We start from the raw sequence: 17030 nt of genomic DNA on the forward strand, positions 1-17030 counted from the left end.
ATGGGCCGGGCAGGAATCGAACCCGCAACCAAGCCGTTATGAGCGGCCAGCTCTAACCGTTGAGCTACCGGCCCATCCCGCCCGCTCCTTAGATCACCCTCACGGCGCGAGGAAGGCGCGGATTGCGGCCTCGGCCTTGTTCATGCTCGCCACCCCTTCGAGATGGCCGAGCCCGCCTTCCAGATCCACCACCTGAACGGGCCGCCCGGCCGCGCGCAGGGCCTCGGCGAGGTCGCGGTTATAGGCGATGGGGAAGACGCGGTCCCCCGGTGCCGGCACCACGAGCCAGCGCGCCTGGCTGCGGGAGAGGGCGGTGGCGGTGTCGGGATACTCGTTCAGGAAGAGCTGGTTGGCGCGGGTGAGATAGATGAAGGCGTTGGCGTCCGCCGTCCTGGCGCGGGCCGCCGCCGCTTCGTCGAGGAAGCGCTCCACCGCGAAGCTGTCCCCGATGCGGCGGGCGGGGTCCTGCCCGTCCACGGCGCGGCGGCCGAACTGCGCCATCGCCCCGCGGTCCCGCGCCTGGAGGGTGACGATCTTCAGCGCCTCCGCCAGCCCCTTCAGCGGCGGCTCCCGGCCCTGGCCGTAATAGTCGCCGCCGCGCCAGTTCGGGTCCATGCGGATCGGCGATTCCCACAGCTCCATCCAGCCGATGAGAAAGGCGTCGAACTCTCCCGTGCCGACGGCGGGCATCACGCGGTCGATCATCTCGGGATAGGCGCAGGCCCATTCGATCGCCTGGAGCGCGCCCATGGAGGGACCGGCGACGAGGGCCAGGCGCTTCACTCCAAGGCTGTCCAGAAGCCGCTTCTGCACCTCGATGAAGTCCCGCATGGAGACGACGGGGAAGTTCATCCCGAAGGGGCGGCCCGTGGAGGGGTCGAGGGTGGCCGGGCCCGTGCTGGTGGTGGTGGCGTCGTTGAGGTTGAGGTTCACCAGCGTGTCGGAGGAGACGACGAAGAAGCGGTTCGTGTCGATCGCCTTGCCCGGGCCGACGATATTGTCCCAGTAGCCCGCCGGGCCGCCCGGCGCGAAGCGGCCGAAGGCGTGGCTGTTGGCCGAGAAGAAGTGGGTGATGAGCACGGCGTTGTCGCCGGCCGCGTTCAGCGTGCCCGCGGTCTGGTAGCCGATCCGGGCATTGGGCACGGTGCCGCCGCCGCGGGTGCGGTACTCCCCGGCCTCGAAGATCTGCTTGCGGACGATCAGGGGCTCGGGGGTCGGGGCGGCAGGGGATGCCGCCGGGGCGGGCGCCTGGGCCGGAGCGGGCGTCGGCGCGGCGGCCGGCGCCTGGGCGCGGGCGAGCCCCGCGAGGGCCGGAGTCGCGAGGAAGGTCGCGGCCAGCAGCGCGCGGCGGCGGATGGACGAATTCACGGGCAGGTCGCCTCCCTTGGCGTGTTTGCGCGCATGCTGCGGGCGGGCGGGGCGCGGGGCAAGCGGGCGAATTGCGGGGGCCGGGCGGCGCTGCTAGAGCCGGGGCGAGATCCTGTCGCCATCCCCGCCGATGCGACCAGCCAGACCGAGGACCGCCGCCGCATGAATCCGAGCCTGATCCCCGCCGGCAAGGCGCCGCCCCACGACATCAACGTGGTGATCGAGATCCCCGAGGGCTCCTCGGTGAAGTACGAGCTGGACAAGGACAGCGGCGCGGTCGTCGTGGACCGCTTCCTCTTCACCCCCATGTCCTATCCGGCGGCCTACGGCTTCGTCCCCGGGACCCTGGCCGATGACGGCGACCCCACGGACGCGCTTGTGCTCATCCCCGCCGCCGTGGTGCCGGGCTGCGTCATCCGCTGCCGCCCGATCGGCGTGCTGCTGATGGAGGATGAGGCGGGACAGGACGAGAAGATCGTCTGCGTGCCGCACGACAAGCTCCACCCCTATTTCTCCGACATCCAGTCCTGCGACGACCTGCCGAAGATCACGCGCCAGCAGATCGAGCACTTCTTCGCCCGCTACAAGGACCTGGAGCCGGGCAAGTGGGTGAAGATCACGGGCTGGGGCACGAAGGAGCAGGCGGCCGAGCTGATCGCCAAGGGCATCGCCGCGGCCGCCAAGTAGGGCCCGCACCAAGGGGACAAGGTGCCGGGAGAGCGCCCCGGCATCCCCCCGCGCCGGTCCCTGCGGCCGGCGCGGATCGCGCTCGTCGCGGCCACGCTGCTGCCCCCCCTCTCCTGGGGCGCGGTGCTTCTCACGGGCACCCTCGCCGGGGCCCGGCAGCGGCGCTGCCTTCTCGACCATGTCCAGGGCCTGACCACCGATTGCCCGCCGCCCTGGTGGGAGCTCGGCATGGCGCTGCATGTCGTGGGGCTGCTGGACCTCTACGCCGTGGCCAGCTTCTCCGTCATGGCGGTCGCCCTCGCGGCCTGGGCCGCGATCCTGATCCGCCGGCTCCGCGGGGGGCGCTGAACCCCGTCCGGATCAGCCCGTCCGCAGGCGGTCCGGTAGGCGAAGGCCGATATCGGTCGGCACCGGCCATTCCTCGCGCACGCGGCGCACGACCTGGAAGCCCGAGGCGATGTAGTTCGGCAGCGCCCGGGGATGGTCGGCGGTGCAGGTGTTCACCGTCATCACGGAGCAGTTGCCGGCCCAGGCCGTGTCGATCGCATGGCGCAGGAAGGCGCGGCCCATCCCCTTGCCGATCGCGTGCGGCAGGAGGCCGAAATAGGAGAGGTTCGTCGTGCCGTCCCAGCGCCGCTCCAGCTCGTGGAACCCGGCCGGCTCGCCGTTGCGGTAGAGGACGTGGATGGAGATGGCGGGATCGCGGAGAAGGGCCGCGATCTTCGCGTCCGGCAGGGTGCGGCGGAGCCACCAGCAGTAGTCGCGGCCCACCGTGTCGTAGAGGTAGCGGTAGAACCCCACGCTGCAGCCGGTGACGGGCACAACATCGGCCCCGGGCGGCAGCGCCGCCCCGGATGGCAGCGCCGCCGGCGGGTCGGCCGGCGGGCGCTCCATGCGGAGGAAGGTGACCTCGACCTGAACCGGCGTCGTCGCCATCGCTGGTCGTCCAGGCCCTAGTTGTCGAGGAAGGAGCGGAGCTTCCGGGACCGGGTGGGGTGCTTCAGCTTGCGCAGCGCCTTCGCCTCGATCTGGCGGATGCGCTCGCGCGTCACGTTGAACTGCTGCCCGACCTCTTCCAGCGTGTGGTCCGTGTTCATGCCGATGCCGAAGCGCATCCGCAGCACGCGCTCCTCGCGCGGGGTGAGGGAGGACAGGACCCGCGTGGTCGCCTCGCGCAGGTTGGACTGAATCGCGGCATCCAGCGGGATGATGGCCGCCTTGTCCTCGATGAAGTCGCCGAGGTGGCTGTCCTCCTCGTCGCCGATCGGCGTCTCGAGGGAGATCGGCTCCTTGGCGATCTTGAGGACCTTGCGGACCTTCTCCAGCGGCATACCGAGCTTCTCGGCCAACTCCTCCGGCTGCGGCTCGCGGCCGATCTCGTGCAGCATCTGCCGGCTGGTGCGCACCAGCTTGTTGATCGTCTCGATCATGTGGACGGGGATGCGGATGGTCCGCGCCTGGTCCGCGATCGAGCGGGTGATCGCCTGCCGGATCCACCAGGTGGCGTAGGTGGAGAACTTGTAGCCGCGGCGGTACTCGAACTTATCCACGGCCTTCATCAGGCCGATATTGCCCTCCTGGATGAGGTCCAGGAACTGCAGCCCGCGGTTCGTGTACTTCTTGGCGATGGAGATCACGAGGCGCAGGTTGGCCTCGATCATCTCCTTCTTCGCCTGGGTCATGTCGCGCTCGCCGCGCGACACGGTGGCGTAGACGCGCTTGTACTCGCCGACCGGCAGGCCGGTGAGGGCGGCGACCTTGCCGATCTCGCCGCGGATGGCCTCGACATCCTCGCGGCCGTTTGCCACGAAGGCCTGCCAGGCCTTGCCTTTCAGCTTGCCGATGCGGTCGAACCAGGCGGGGTCCATCTCGGCGCCCTGCCACTGCTCCAGGAACTCGGCGCGCTTGACCTTGTGGCTCTCGGCGAGGCGGAGCACCTGCCCCTCAAGGCCCACCATGCGGCGGTAGAGGCCCTTGATCTGGTCGACCAGCTCCTCGATCCGGTTGTTGTGCAGGTGGACCTTCTGCACCAGCCCGACCAGCTCCTGGCGCTGCTTCTCGTAGCTCTTCTCGGATTTGGCCGCGAGCTCGCCGCCCGCGGTGTAGGCCTCCATCCGCTTGGCCGACATCTTGTCGAGCTTGCCGTAGGCGGCCTCGATCGCCTCGAAGGCGGCCAGCGCCTCGGGCTTCAGCTTCTCCTCGAGCGCGGAGAGGGACAGGCCGACACCCTCGCCCTCCTCGCCTTCCTCGAACTCCTCAGCCTCCGGCGGCGGGCCGTCCGGCATGTCGGCGTTGTTCGTCGCCTCGAGGTCGATGACGTCGCGCAGCAGCAGCTTGCCGCTGACCACGGACTCGTGCCAGCCGACGATGGCGCGGAAGGTGAGCGGGCTCTCGCACAGCCCGCCGATCATCATGTCGCGGCCGGCCTCGATCCGCTTGGCGATGGCGATCTCGCCCTCGCGCGAGAGCAGCTCGACGCTGCCCATCTCGCGGAGATACATGCGGACGGGGTCGTCGGTGCGGCCGAGGCTCTCCTCGTCGACGTTGCCGCCGGACTCCTCCTCCTCGCCCTCGGCCTTCTCCTCGCCTTCCTCGCCCTCGGCCTTGGCGGGGGCCTTCTTCTCCGTGTCGTCGTCGGCGCTTTCCTCGGCCTCGACGAGGTTGATGCCCATCTCGGAGAAGAGGGCCATGGTGTCCTCGATCTGCTCCGAGGTGACCTGGCCCTGGGGAAGCGCGGCGTTGAACTCGTCGTAGGTGATGTACCCACGCTCCTTGCCCTTCGCCATGAGCTTCTTGACGGAGTTGACCACGCTGTCGGTCAGCGCGCCCTCCACCGCCTCTTCGCGGTGCTCCGCCGTGTCCGTGCCGTTCGCCACCTTCGTCGCCATGCCACTCTCCCGCCACGGATGAGAACTCCGGACAGCGGGTGCGGCCGCCGCCGGAGAGAAAGGTTCGTACTCTATGGAGCGGCGCCGCCGGCGCCCTCCTCCAGCCCCGTCTCGCCGCGGCGCAGCGCGGAGAGGGCCTGGCTCAGCCGGATGACGCGTGCCTGGGCTGCGGCGTCGTTCGCCGCTTCCAACTCGCGTCCCGCCGCTTCCAGGTCCTCGACCAGCGCGCCTTCACCCCGCAGGAAGCCGAAGAAATGCCACCAGCCCGCCAGGGTCTCCCCGGGCTGGGCATCGGAACCGGCTTCCCGCGGGAGTCCGGTCGCGCGCATGACCCATGCCCGGGCCTCGCCGAGGCCGGTCGCGTCCAAGTGGGCAACCAGATCGGCCGAGTCAAGCGAGGTTGGATCGACAATTGACGCATCCGTGAGCCCCTGTGCCTCTTCCGCCAGCACCTGGTCCGCGTGCCAGGCGAGCATGGCGGCCTGCAGGGCCGAGGGCTGGCCATGGGGCAGCTCCAGCAGGGCGAAGGCCTCCTCCACCTCGTTCAGCAGCCAGGGATGGGCGAGGGTGATGGCGAGGAGGCAGCGCGCCTGCTCAATCCGCGTGGCCTCGGCGGCCGGGGACGGGCGCGGGGGAAGGCGCGGCGGCGGCTTGAAGCCCGGGCGGCCACCGCCGCCGGCGCGGGGCACGAAGGGCGCGCGCTGGGGGCGCTGCGGGCGGGTGCTCTCGAAGAAGCGGTCGAGCAGGGCGCGGCGGTACTCGGCGGCCAGGGCCTTGTCCGGGATGCGGCCGGCGGCGGCGGCGAGGTCGTTGCGGAAGGCCGCGCGGCCCTCGGGCGTGCCGAGGGGGCGGCTATCGGCCATGAGGTCGTAGAGGGCGGTGGAGAGGGGCCTGGCCGCGTCCAGCACCGCCTGGAAGGCCGCCGGCCCCTTGGCGCGGATCAGATCATCGGGGTCCTTGCCCCCGGTGACCGCCGCGAAGTGCAGCGTCCGCTCGGTGCCGAGCAGGGGCATGACCATCTCGGCCGTGCGCGCGGCGGCGCGCAGCCCTGCGGCATCGGCATCGAGGCAGAGCACGGGCTCGGGGGTGACGCGCCAGATCTCCTCCATCTGCTCGGGCGTCAGCGCCGTGCCGAGGGGGGCGACCGCGCCCTCGAACCCCGCCTGGTGGAGGGCGATCACGTCCATGTAGCCCTCGGCCACGACCAGCCGGGCGCGGCCGCGGAACACGGCCTCCCGCGCCATGTCCAGGCCGTAGAGGGTGCGGCGCTTGGAGAAGGCCTCGGTCTCCGGCCCGTTCAGGTATTTCGGCTGCCCGTCGCCGAGGATGCGGCCGCCGAAGGAGACCACCCGCCCGCGCCGGTCCCGGATGGGGAAGGTGACGCGGTTGTAGAAGAAGTCGTTGTAGACCCCTTCCCTGCCCTCGGCGGGCTTGACCAGCCCGGCCTCGGCGAGCTGGCGGGGCTCGATCCCGAGCGGCTTCAGCTCGGCGGCGAGCGCGCCCCGGCCGGCGCCGGACCAGCCGAGGCCGAAGCGGGAGATGGTGGCCTCCGTCAGCCCGCGGCCTCTGAGGTAGTCCAGCCCCTGCCGCCCCTCGGGCGCGCGGAGCCAGCGCGCCATCACCTCGGCGGCGGCGGCGAGGACCTCGTGGATGTCCTTCGCCCGGGCCTCGCGCGCGGCCTGGCGGGGGGACTCCTTCGGTACCTCCAGCCCGGCTTCCCCGGCCAGGCGCTCCACCGCCTCGCGGAAGGGCAGGCCCTCGGTCTGCATGGTGAAGCCGATGGCGTCCCCGTGCTGGCCGCAGCCGAAGCAGTGGTAGTGGTCGTCATAGACGTAGAAGGAGGGGGTCTTCTCGTTGTGGAAGGGGCAGCATCCCTTCCACTGGCGCCCGTTGCGGGTGAGCTTCACCTTGCGCCCGATCAGGGGCGGGAGCGGCGTCCGGGCGCGCAGCTCGTCGAGGAAGTTGGGCGGAAGGGGCATCGGCCCCTCCCTTCTAGCATCGCGGGGGCCGGGGCCCCAGGGTCAACGAAGCGGGGTCAACCGCCGAGCGCCGCCTTCACCATCGGCCCGGCCTTGGCCATGTCCAGCACCGCGGCGTGCTTTGCCTTCAGCACGGCCATGACCTTGCCCATCTCCTTGACCGAGCTGGCGCCGGTCTCGGCCACGGCCTCGCGCACGGCGGCCTCCATGGCGGCGTCGTCCATCTGCTGGGGCAGGAAGGATTCGATGACGGCGATCTCCGCCTCCTCCTTCGCGGCCAGCTCCTCGCGCTTGCCCTGGCGGTACATCTCCACGCTCTCGCGCCGGGACTTCACCATGCCGCGGAGAAGGGAGGTGATCCCTTCCTCGGGAATCGCCTCCACCCCGCTCGGGCGGGAAGCGATGTCGGCGTCCTTCAGCTTGGCCATGATCATGCGGATGGTGGAGGTGCGGGCCGTGTCACCGGCGCGCATGGCGGCTTTCAGTTCCTCGGTGAAGCGGGCGCGCAGGCTCATGACATGTCTCCGTTAGGGTGGGGCGGGGTTTAGATCGGATCGGCCGGCCGTGCCATCGGGGCAACTGGGAAGTGTTTTCCCAGGCGAGTGCGATCTTTCCACTTCCATTGGGAAATGCTTTCCCACATATACGCCCCATGCGGACCGTCGAGCAGATCCTTGCCCTCATGGGGGGCGCGAGCGCCGCCGCGGCGCATTGCGGCGTGGGCACCGAGGCCATCCGCAAATGGCGTCAGGCCCGGATGATTCCACCCCGGCACTGGCCGGCGGTGCTGGCCGCGACCGGCCTCCCGCTCGAGGACCTGCCCCGCACGCCCCCTTCCAGTGACGCCGACACGTCCACCCCGACCCCGGAGCCCGAGATGACCGCTGCGACGACCCCTGGCCCGAATGCCGCCCCCGCAGCACGCCCGGATGCCGACACCGTGCCCGAGGGCGCGACGGCCTGCCTCGTCCTCGGCAACGGCAAGGTGGTCTGGGGCCGCGGCTTCGGCGCGGCCGGCAAGAAGGTGGGCGAGGTCTGCTTCAACACGGGCATGACCGGCTACCAGGAGACGCTGACCGACCCCTCCTATGCCGGGCAGATCATCACCTTCACCTTCCCCCATATCGGCAATGTCGGCGCCAATGCCGAGGACACGGAGGCGACCACCGCTGCCGCGCTCGGGCTGGTGGTGAAGGCGGACCTGACCGAGCCCTCCAACTACCGCGCCACGCGCCACCTGGACGACTGGCTGAAGAGCCACGGCCTGCCCGGCATCTCCGGCGTGGACACCCGCGCGCTGACGGTCCTCATCCGCGATGCCGGCGCGCCGAACGGCGTGATCTGCCACGCCCCCGACGGGGTGTTCGACCTCCCCGCCCTCCGCGCCGAGGCCGCGGGCTGGCCGGGGCTGGAGGGCATGGACCTGGCGAAGCAGGTCTCCTGCACGCAGCCCTACAAGTGGGACGAGGCGCTCTGGTCCTGGGGCCAGGGCTATGCGAGGCAGGCCGCGCCGAAGCACAAGGTCGTCGCCGTTGATTACGGCGCCAAGCGCAACATCCTGCGCTGCCTGGCCGATGCCGGCTGCGAGGTGACGGTGGTGCCGGCGACCGCGAGCGCCGAGGAGATCCTGCGCCACGAGCCGGACGGCGTCTTCCTCTCCAACGGCCCCGGCGACCCGGCGGCGACGGGGGCCTACGCGGTCCCCGCCATCCGCGGCGTGCTGGAGGCCGGCAAGCCGGTCTTCGGCATCTGCCTCGGCCACCAGCTCCTGGCGCTGGCGCTCGGCGCGAAGACCTACAAGCTCGACCGCGGCCATCGCGGCGCGAACCAGCCGGTGAAGGACCTCGCCACGGGCCGGGTGGAGATCACGAGCCAGAACCACGGCTTCGCGGTGGACGACAAGTCGCTGCCCCCGGGCGTGACGATCACCCATGTCAGCCTCTTCGACGGCTCCAACGAGGGCATCGCCTGCGAGAGCAAGCGCGCCTTCTCCGTGCAGTACCACCCCGAGGCCTCGCCGGGGCCGAGCGACAGCCACCACCTCTTCCATCGCTTCACCGGGATGATGGCGGCGGGCTGACGTGATCCGCCTCCTCATCCTGGCCCTGCCCCTCTCGCTGCTGGCCTGGTGGGCACTGACCCGGGTCGGGCAGCCGCGGGACAGGGCCTGGATGGGGGGCGTCGCCATCTCCTTCGCCGCGCTCGGCGGCGTGGTGTTCTTCGCGGGCGAGGACCACGAGACCGGGCGGGCGCTCGCCGCCGCGCTCTGGGCCGGCATCCACGCCCTTCTCTTCCTCCTCGGGCGCCCCTTCCTCGGGCGCGCCCGGTGATCCCGAACCCTCCCGGCGGCACGGCCGCCGCCCCCATCCCTCCCCTGCCCCGGAAGGCCTGAGCCATGCCGAAGCGCACCGACATCAAATCCATCATGATCATCGGCGCGGGCCCGATCATCATCGGCCAGGCCTGCGAGTTCGATTATTCCGGCGCCCAGGCCTGCAAGGCGCTGCGCGCCGAGGGCTACCGGGTGATCCTGGTGAACTCCAACCCCGCCACGATCATGACCGACCCCGAGCTGGCGGACGCGACCTATATCGAGCCGATCACGCCGGAGGTGGTCGAGAAGATCATCGCCAAGGAGAAGCCGGACGCGATCCTGCCGACCATGGGCGGGCAGACCGCGCTGAACACGGCGCTGAAGCTCGCCGAGGCGGGGGTGCTGGAGAAGTACGGCTGCGAGCTGATCGGCGCCAAGGCCGAGGTGATCGACAAGGCCGAGGACCGGCTGAAGTTCCGCGACGCCATGAGCAAGATCGGCATCGAGAGCCCGCGCTCGGAGATCGCGCACACAATGGAGGAGGCGCGGGCGGCGCTGGAGGCCGTGAAGCTCCCCTGCGTCATCCGCCCCTCCTTCACCCTCGGCGGCACGGGCGGCGGCATCGCCTACAACCGCGAGGAGTTCGAGCAGATCGTGGCCGCCGGCCTCTCCGCCTCGATGACGACCGAGGTGCTGATCGAGGAGAGCGTGCTCGGCTGGAAAGAGTTCGAGATGGAGGTGGTCCGCGACAGCGCGGACAACTGCATCATCGTCTGCTCCATCGAGAACCTGGACCCCATGGGCGTGCACACGGGCGATTCCGTGACGATCGCCCCCGCGCTGACGCTGACCGACAAGGAATACCAGCGCATGCGGGATGCGAGCATCGCCTGCCTGCGCGAGATCGGCGTTGATACCGGCGGGTCGAACGTGCAGTTCGGCATCAACCCCGCCGATGGCCGCATGGTGGTCATCGAGATGAACCCGCGCGTTTCGCGCTCCTCGGCGCTGGCGTCCAAGGCCACGGGCTTCCCCATCGCCAAGGTCGCGGCGAAGCTCGCCGTCGGCTACACGCTGGACGAGCTGGCGAACGACATCACCAAGACCACGCCGGCCGCCTTCGAGCCGACGATCGACTACGTCGTGGTGAAGATCCCGCGCTTCACCTTCGAGAAGTTCCCGGGCACGCCGAACACGCTGACCACCGCGATGAAGTCGGTCGGCGAGACGATGGCGATCGGCCGCTCCTTCGCCGAGGCGCTGCAGAAGGGCCTGCGCGGGCTGGAGACGGGGCTCTCGGGCCTGGACGACGTGGCCGTGCCGGGCGACGGCTCGCCGGAAGCCCTTTTCGCGGCGCTCGCCACCCCGACGCCGGACCGCATGCTGGTGGCCGCCCAGGCCTTCCGCGCCGGGCTGGACGTGGACGCCATCCACGCCGCCTGCAAGTTCGATCCCTGGTTCCTGCGCGAGATCGAGAAGATCGTGCAGGCCGAGGCCGGCGTGATCCGCGAGGGGCTGCCCACGGATGCCACCGGCATGCGCCGGCTGAAGGCGATGGGCTTCTCCGACAAGCGTCTCGCGGTGCTCGCCGGCCTGCACGAGCCGGAGGTGGAGGCGCGCCGCCGGCGGATGGGCGTGACGCCCGTCTACAAGCGCATCGACACCTGCGCGGCCGAGTTCGCCTCCTCCACTCCCTACATGTACTCCACCTATGAGGGCGGCTTCGGCGCGCCGGTCTGCGAGAGCGATCCGAGCGACCGCCAGAAGGTGGTGATCCTCGGCGGCGGCCCGAACCGCATCGGCCAGGGCATCGAGTTCGACTACTGCTGCGTCCACGCCGCCTACGCGCTGCGCGAGGCAGGCCTCGAGACGGTGATGGTCAACTGCAACCCCGAGACCGTCTCGACCGACTACGACACCTCCGACCGCCTCTACTTCGAGCCGCTGACGGGCGAGGACGTGATCGCGCTGATCCGCAAGGAGCAGGAGCGCGGCACGCTGCTCGGCTGCATCGTGCAGTATGGCGGGCAGACGCCACTCAAGCTCTCCCAGGCGCTGGACAAGGCGGGGATCCCCATCCTCGGCACGAGCGCCGAGGCGATCGACATCGCCGAGGACCGCGAGCGTTTCCAGCAATTGCTGAAGGGCCTCGGCCTGCAGCAGCCGCAGAACGGCATCGCCCGCAACCTGGAAGAGGCAGAGCGCGAGGTGGAGCGCATCGGCTACCCCGTGGTGGTCCGCCCCTCCTACGTGCTCGGCGGCCGCGCGATGGAGATCGCCTACAACCACGAGCAGCTCATCCGCTTCGGCAAGGAGGCAGTGAAGGTCTCGGGGGAGAACCCGATCCTCATCGACCAGTACCTGCAGGACGCCATCGAGGTGGACGTGGACTGCATCGCCGACAGCGCCGGCGAGGTCTATGTCGCGGGGGTGATGGAACATATCGAGGAAGCCGGCATCCATTCCGGCGACAGCGCCTGCTCCTTGCCGCCCTACTCCCTGCCGCCCTCGATCGTCAGCGAGCTGAAGCTGCAGACCGAGGCAATGGCGCGCGCCCTGAAGGTGCGCGGGCTGATGAACGTGCAGTACGCCGTGAAGGACGGCGAGATCTACGTGCTCGAGGTGAACCCGCGGGCGTCGCGCACCGTGCCCTTCGTGGCGAAGGCGACGGGCGTGCCGGTGGCCAAGATCGGCGCCCGCGTCATGGCCGGGGCGAAGCTGTCGGAGTTCAAGCTGGACGACAGCCTCATCAACCGCCACGTCGCGGTGAAGGAGGCGGTCTTCCCCTTCAACCGCTTCCCCGGGGTGGACGTGCTGCTCGGGCCGGAGATGAAGTCCACCGGCGAGGTGATGGGCCTCGACCTCTCCTTCGAGCGCGCCTTCCTCAAGTCCCAGATGGGCGCGGGAGTGAAGCTGCCGGAGGGCGGCGCGGCCTTCATCTCGGTGAAGGACTCCGACAAGGCGGCAGCCGTGTCGCTCGCCCGGCGCCTCTCGGAGATGGGCTTCGACATCCTGGCCACCCGCGGCACCGCCTCCCGCCTGCGGGAAGCAGGGCTCGCCGTGCGCGTGGTGAACAAGGTGCTGGAGGGGCGGCCGCACTGCGTGGACGCCATCAAGTCCGGCGACATCCAGCTCGTGATCAACACCACGGGCGGCGGCCGCTCGGTTTCCGACAGCTTCGACATCCGCCGCAGCGCCCTGACCCAGGGGGTGCCGCACTACACCACCATCGCCGGCGCCCGGGCCGCGGTGCACGCGATCGCGGCGCTGCGGGCGGGAACCCTTGATGTGGCGCCGCTCCAGGCGTATTTTCAGCCTTCGTTCTCGTAATGGGTCCTACCGGGCCCGTACCGGATTGGGGCGGGACCAGCCTGGCTGGCGCCCGCCCCAAGCGTTTCAGCCCGCCGCGCCCCTTTCATCGGGGGCGCGGCGGCTGCATCTCAGGCCGTCCGGCACGCTCCAGGCAGGGGCGTGAGGATGGATTTTGCTGGTTTATGTGCCGCTGAGGGGGGATTACCGCCCGTGCAGAAGTTCCCGATGACCGCCGAAGGGCTCGCCCGCCTCGAGGAGGAACTCCGCGTCCTCCGCGCGGAGGAGCGGCCGGCCGTGATCCGCGCCATCGCCGAGGCCCGCGCCCATGGCGACCTCTCCGAGAACGCCGAGTATCACGCGGCGCGCGAGAAGCAGTCCTTCATCGAGGGCCGCATCGCTGACCTCGAATCCGTCATCCCCTCGGTCGAGGTGATCGACGTCTCCAAGCTCTCGGGCGACCAGGTCCGCTTCGGGGCGCGCGTCACGATCGTCGACGAGGAGAGCGAGGACGAGAAGACCTACCGCATCATCGGCGCCTACGAGGCCGATATGAAGAACGGCTCGATCTCCATCTCCTCCCCGCTCGCCAAGGCGCTGCTCGGGCGCAAGGTGGGCGACAGCGTCGAGGTGCCGGCCCCAGGCGGCTCCCGCTCCGTCGAGATCACCGCCGTCTCCTACGCCTGAACGAGGCGGGAACGGTGTCCGTGGCGCGCGCGATCCTGCCCCCTTCCCCGGCGGCGCTCGCGCCCGCCCCCCTCGGCGTCTCCCTGGCCTCGGTGACGCTCGCGGATGTGCGGGCGGCGGCCGAGCGCATCCGGGGGGCCGTGCTGCGGACCCCGCTCGTGGAGCCGCAGGCCATCGCCCGCATCGCGGGCGCGCAGGTGCTGCTGAAGCTCGACAACCTCCAGGCCACCGGCGCCTTCAAGGAGCGCGGGGCGGCCAACCGCCTCGCCCTCCTCACCGCGCGGGAGCGGGCAGCGGGGGTGATCGCCATGTCGGCGGGCAACCACGCCCAGGCAGTGGCCTGCCACGCTTCGCTCCTCGGCGTCTCCGCCACCATCGTCATGCCCCGCTTCACCCCGGCGACCAAGGTGGTCCGCACTGAGGGCTGGGGCGCGAATGTCGTGCTGCACGGCGAGACGCTGGCCGAGGCCGCGGCCCATGCCCACGAACTGGCCCTGCGGGACGGGCTGGTCTTCGTCCATCCCTATGACGACCCCGCCGTGATCGCCGGCCAGGGCACCATGGCGCTCGAGATCCTGGAGGATGCGGGGGAGCTGGACGCCGTGATCCTGCCGGTCGGCGGGGGCGGGCTGCTCACCGGCTGCGCCGCCGCCCTCGCCGAGGCGCGGCCGGGGCTGAAGGTCTACGGCGTCGAGGTCGAGGGCTATCCCGCCATGGCGCAGCGCCTGGCGGGCAAGCCCGTCTCCGTCGGCGGCCCGACGGTGGCCGAGGGCATCGCCGTGCGAGACGTGGGTGAGCTGCCCTTCGCCCTGTTGCGGGAGATGGGCATCGAGGTGCTCGTCGTGCCCGAGGCCGCGGTGGAGCAGGCCATCGCCGTGCTCGCCGAGAACGCGAAGGTGACGGCCGAGGGCGCGGGCGCGGCCGGCCTGGCCGCCGTGCTCGCCCGCCCCGACCTCTTCGCCGGGCGGCGCGTGGCCACCGCGGTCTGCGGCGGCAACATCGACCCCCGTATCCTGGCCAATGTCCTGCTGCGGAACCTGTTGCGGGACGGGCGGATCCTGCGCCTGCACCTCGACATCCCGGACCGCCCGGGCGTGCTGGCCGATATCTCCACCCGCGTCGCCGCGGCCGGCGGCAACGTGATCGAGGTGAGCCACCAGCGCCTCTTCGCCGCTCCCTCCGTCCAGACCGCGGAGTTGGAGCTGATGGTGGAGGTGCGGGACGCCGCCCAGGGCGCGGCGATCGTGGCCGCGCTGGAAGCCGGCGACTACGTCGTGCGCCGGGGCTGAGCGGCCGGGCGCCGCCCTCCCCTCCCGCTCAACCCTCCGCCGCCCTCTTCCCCTCCGCCCGCCAGCGCGCCGCGGCGATGGCGTCCGCCAGCGCCTCTTTCGCGTAGGGCTTGATGAGCACGGCCACGGCGGTGCCGTCATGCCCGCCGAGCGAGCTCGTGCTCCCATAACCCGTGGAGAAGAGATAGGGCACGCCGCGCGTCCGCAGGACATCCACCACGGGGAAGGAGAACTCCCCGCCCCCGAGATTCACGTCGAGCACCGCGGCGGCGAGGTCCGGCTCGGTCGAGGCCAGGCGCAGGGCCTCGGCAAGGGTCCGGGCAGGGCCCACCACCTCGCAGCCGAGGTCCTGCACGGCCGTTTCCAGCTCCATCGAGAGCAGGGCCTCATCCTCCACGATGAGGACGCGCGGCACGGACGGCGCGGCCGGCTCGCTCTCGGCGGCCGCTTCCTCGTCCGGGCGGGAGGCCTGGCGCTCCGGCGCCCTGCCCCGAACGCCGCCGGCCTCCCTCACCGCATCGGCGGGGGCGGCGAAGCGGGGCGCGAGGTCGATGACGCAGAGGATGCCGTCGGGCAACCAGTCATACTTCACCGCGCCGCCGAGCTGCTGGCCCACCAGCGAGGCGATCAGGCGGGAGCCGAAGCCGCGCCGGGCCGGGGCCCCCGGGATCTCCGGCCCGCCGCTCTCCTTCCAGCGCAGCCGGAGGCTGGCATCCCCCCCGTCGAACCCCCAGGAGAGGGAGACCCGGCCGCCCTCATGGCTGAGCGCGCCGTATTTCGCGGCGTTGGTGGCCAGCTCGTGCAGCAGCATGGCCACGGGCTGCACGGCTTCGGAGGTGATGCGGACCGCGGGGCCCTGGAGGTCCACCCGGCCGTCATGCGCCGCCAGCTCCCCCTCGGCGAGGGTCTGGAGATCGGCGCCCGACCACTTATGGGTGGCAAGGAGGGAGTGGGCGCGCGCCATGGCCGCGACCCGCCCCTCGACCGAGGCGGCGAAGCGCCCGGCATCGTCGCGCGGGGTCAGGCGCAGCAGGGAGAGGGCGACGGCGAGCGCGTTCTTCGCCCGGTGGTCAACCTCCCGCGCGAGGGTGACGCGCAGCTCGTCCGCGCGGCGCCGCTCCGTGACGTCGCGCACGACCCCGGTGAAGAAGCGGCGCTCGCCCGAGGTGAAGGAGGCGACGGAGAGCTCGATCGGGAACTCCGTCCCGTCGCGGCGGCGGGCCAGCAGCTCCCGCCCGGGCACGGCGATGGCGCGCGCCGGGGCGGCCCTGCCGGCTTCGCTCTCGTGTCCGCGGAGATAGCCACCATGGCGCCCGGCCTCCTCGTCCGGCATGAGCACGCCGAGATCGCGGCCGAGAAGGTCGCCGGGATCGTCGTAGCCGAACATGTGCAGCGCGGCGGGATTCGCCGAGACGACCTTCCCCTGCTCGTCCGCGACGAGAATGCCGTCCGCCGCCGTCTCGACCACCGAGCGCAGCCGGGCCTCGCCCTCGATCAGCGCGACCTCGGCGCGGCGCATGTCCTCGATATCGGTGCATGTGCCGGTCCAGCGCAGGATGCGGCCGTCGCCGTCGCGCTCGGGCTCTCCCCGCACGAGGAACCAGCGCCAGGCGCTGTCGTGCCGGCGGAAGCGGTACTCGGCCTCGTAGGACTGGCCGGAGGCGACGGCACGCTCCCAGTTGCCGGCTGCCCGCCCGCGGTCCTCGGGGTGGAGGGCCGCGATCCAGCCATTACCGAGCAGGGCCTCGCCGGACATGCCGACATAGTCCTGGAAACGCCGGTTCGTGTAGGTGTTCGCGCCATCCGCGCTGGTGACGAAGAGCAGGGTGGGAAGCGCCTCGGCGAGGCTGCGGAAGCGGGCCTCGCTCGCGGCGAGCTCGGCGCGGGTACGCTCGCCCCCGGCCAGGGCGGCCCGGAGCTCTTCCTCGCGCTGGCGCAGCTCCTCCACCCGCGCCTCCAGCTCCCGGGTCAGCACCCCCTGCGATGCCGAGAGCTCGGCCACCTGCCCGCGCTCCTCCCGGATGCGGCGGAGCGACAGGGTCATCACGTGGATCACGACGCAGTCCAGCACGAGCACGCTGCCGAAGAAGACGAGCGCCACAATGGTGGGGACGGAGTACCCGGCCATGAGACCGGGCGGGTCGAAGAAGAACTCCTTCGCCGCCAGGACGCTCAGCGCCGCCACGAGCAGCCCCGGGCCGAGGCCGGTGAGGAGCGCGGCCAGCATTACCGCCGGGAAGAAGGTAAGGAAGGGAAAGCCCGCCGGCGGCAGCCAGCGGTCCAGGGCGAAGCGGGCAACCAGGGCGAGGGCGAAGAGGGCGAGCGCAAGGCTGTAGCGGGCCCCGAGGCCTTGCAGGACCGGAAAGCGGAGCGGCGGGCTCGGGCGGCGTTGGCCGTGCAGCATGAACGTTTCCGGTTCGCGGGAGCGGGGGGCGGAACCCAGGCTCAGGCGCGTATCATGTTGGCTCCGTTACGTCCTGTCCTCCGAACTTGCCGTGGGACCGGACGA

Annotated in this window: 13 protein-coding genes and 1 tRNA gene; 7 read left to right on the forward strand and 7 right to left on the reverse strand. The window is 71.2% G+C overall.

The genetic code is table 11. From position 1 onward, the window contains the following. Window position 1: 1 nt before the first annotated feature. Both FHS87_RS05770 and FHS87_RS05775 read right to left on the reverse strand, forming a co-directional pair. A tRNA-Ile gene (locus tag FHS87_RS05770) sits at window positions 2-74 on the reverse strand. Window positions 75-99: 25 nt separating this feature from the next. Beyond that, complete coding sequence (locus FHS87_RS05775) at window positions 100-1368, reverse strand: E22 family MetX-like putative esterase (protein WP_312861888.1); 1269 nt, start codon at window positions 1366-1368, stop codon at window positions 100-102. A gap of 162 nt (window positions 1369-1530) precedes the next feature. Between FHS87_RS05775 and ppa the strand changes: the two genes are divergently transcribed. Together ppa and FHS87_RS05785 are read left to right on the forward strand one after the other, a co-directional pair. After that, on the forward strand, window positions 1531-2055 hold the full coding sequence (ppa, locus tag FHS87_RS05780) for an inorganic diphosphatase (RefSeq protein WP_184515165.1): 525 nt from the start codon (window positions 1531-1533) through the stop codon (window positions 2053-2055). A 21-nt stretch (window positions 2056-2076) separates the two neighbouring features. After that, window positions 2077-2403, forward strand: coding sequence for a hypothetical protein (locus tag FHS87_RS05785; protein ID WP_184514835.1), 327 nt, complete (start codon window positions 2077-2079; stop codon window positions 2401-2403). A 12-nt stretch (window positions 2404-2415) separates the two neighbouring features. Here FHS87_RS05785 and FHS87_RS05790 read toward each other — a convergent pair whose 3' ends face one another. The 4 genes from FHS87_RS05790 to FHS87_RS05805 all read right to left on the reverse strand — a co-directional run bounded on the left by FHS87_RS05790 (window position 2416) and on the right by FHS87_RS05805 (window position 7437). Next, window positions 2416-2991 carry a GNAT family N-acetyltransferase gene (locus FHS87_RS05790; RefSeq protein ID WP_184514837.1) on the reverse strand — a complete coding sequence of 192 codons (576 nt, stop codon included), beginning with the start codon at window positions 2989-2991 and terminating at the stop codon, window positions 2416-2418. Between the two features lie 17 nt (window positions 2992-3008). After that, window positions 3009-4943, reverse strand: a complete 1935-nt coding sequence (rpoD, locus tag FHS87_RS05795; RefSeq protein WP_184514839.1) for an RNA polymerase sigma factor RpoD — start codon at window positions 4941-4943, stop codon at window positions 3009-3011. A gap of 71 nt (window positions 4944-5014) precedes the next feature. Further along, window positions 5015-6922: a DNA primase gene (gene dnaG / locus FHS87_RS05800; RefSeq protein ID WP_184514841.1), complete on the reverse strand. Its 1908-nt coding sequence runs from the start codon at window positions 6920-6922 to the stop codon at window positions 5015-5017. Window positions 6923-6978: 56 nt separating this feature from the next. Beyond that, on the reverse strand, window positions 6979-7437 hold the full coding sequence (locus tag FHS87_RS05805) for a GatB/YqeY domain-containing protein (RefSeq protein ID WP_184514843.1): 459 nt from the start codon (window positions 7435-7437) through the stop codon (window positions 6979-6981). Between the two features lie 137 nt (window positions 7438-7574). Here FHS87_RS05805 and carA point away from each other — a divergent pair, with 137 nt between their 5' ends. The 5 genes from carA (at window position 7575) to FHS87_RS05830 (ending at window position 14521) form a co-directional block, all read left to right on the forward strand. Further along, window positions 7575-9002 carry a glutamine-hydrolyzing carbamoyl-phosphate synthase small subunit gene (gene carA, locus FHS87_RS05810; RefSeq protein ID WP_184514845.1) on the forward strand — a complete coding sequence of 476 codons (1428 nt, stop codon included), beginning with the start codon at window positions 7575-7577 and terminating at the stop codon, window positions 9000-9002. A 1-nt stretch (window position 9003) separates the two neighbouring features. Then, complete coding sequence (locus FHS87_RS05815; RefSeq protein WP_184514847.1) at window positions 9004-9252, forward strand: hypothetical protein; 249 nt, start codon at window positions 9004-9006, stop codon at window positions 9250-9252. 65 nt (window positions 9253-9317) lie between these two features. Further along, a complete protein-coding gene (gene carB / locus FHS87_RS05820; RefSeq protein ID WP_184514849.1) occupies window positions 9318-12566 on the forward strand; it encodes a carbamoyl-phosphate synthase large subunit in 3249 nt (1082 codons plus the stop codon). Window positions 12567-12758: 192 nt separating this feature from the next. Then, window positions 12759-13232, forward strand: coding sequence for a transcription elongation factor GreA (gene greA / locus FHS87_RS05825; protein ID WP_184514851.1), 474 nt, complete (start codon window positions 12759-12761; stop codon window positions 13230-13232). 83 nt (window positions 13233-13315) lie between these two features. After that, window positions 13316-14521: a threonine ammonia-lyase gene (locus FHS87_RS05830; RefSeq protein ID WP_184515167.1), complete on the forward strand. Its 1206-nt coding sequence runs from the start codon at window positions 13316-13318 to the stop codon at window positions 14519-14521. Between the two features lie 28 nt (window positions 14522-14549). On the opposite strand, the gene FHS87_RS05835 is transcribed toward FHS87_RS05830, so the two are convergent. Next, window positions 14550-16925, reverse strand: coding sequence for a PAS domain S-box protein (locus tag FHS87_RS05835; protein WP_184514853.1), 2376 nt, complete (start codon window positions 16923-16925; stop codon window positions 14550-14552). Between the last annotated feature and the right edge of the window lie 105 nt (window positions 16926-17030).

The organism is Muricoccus pecuniae (assembly GCF_014199205.1).
GTDB lineage: Bacteria > Pseudomonadota > Alphaproteobacteria > Acetobacterales > Acetobacteraceae > Roseomonas > Roseomonas pecuniae.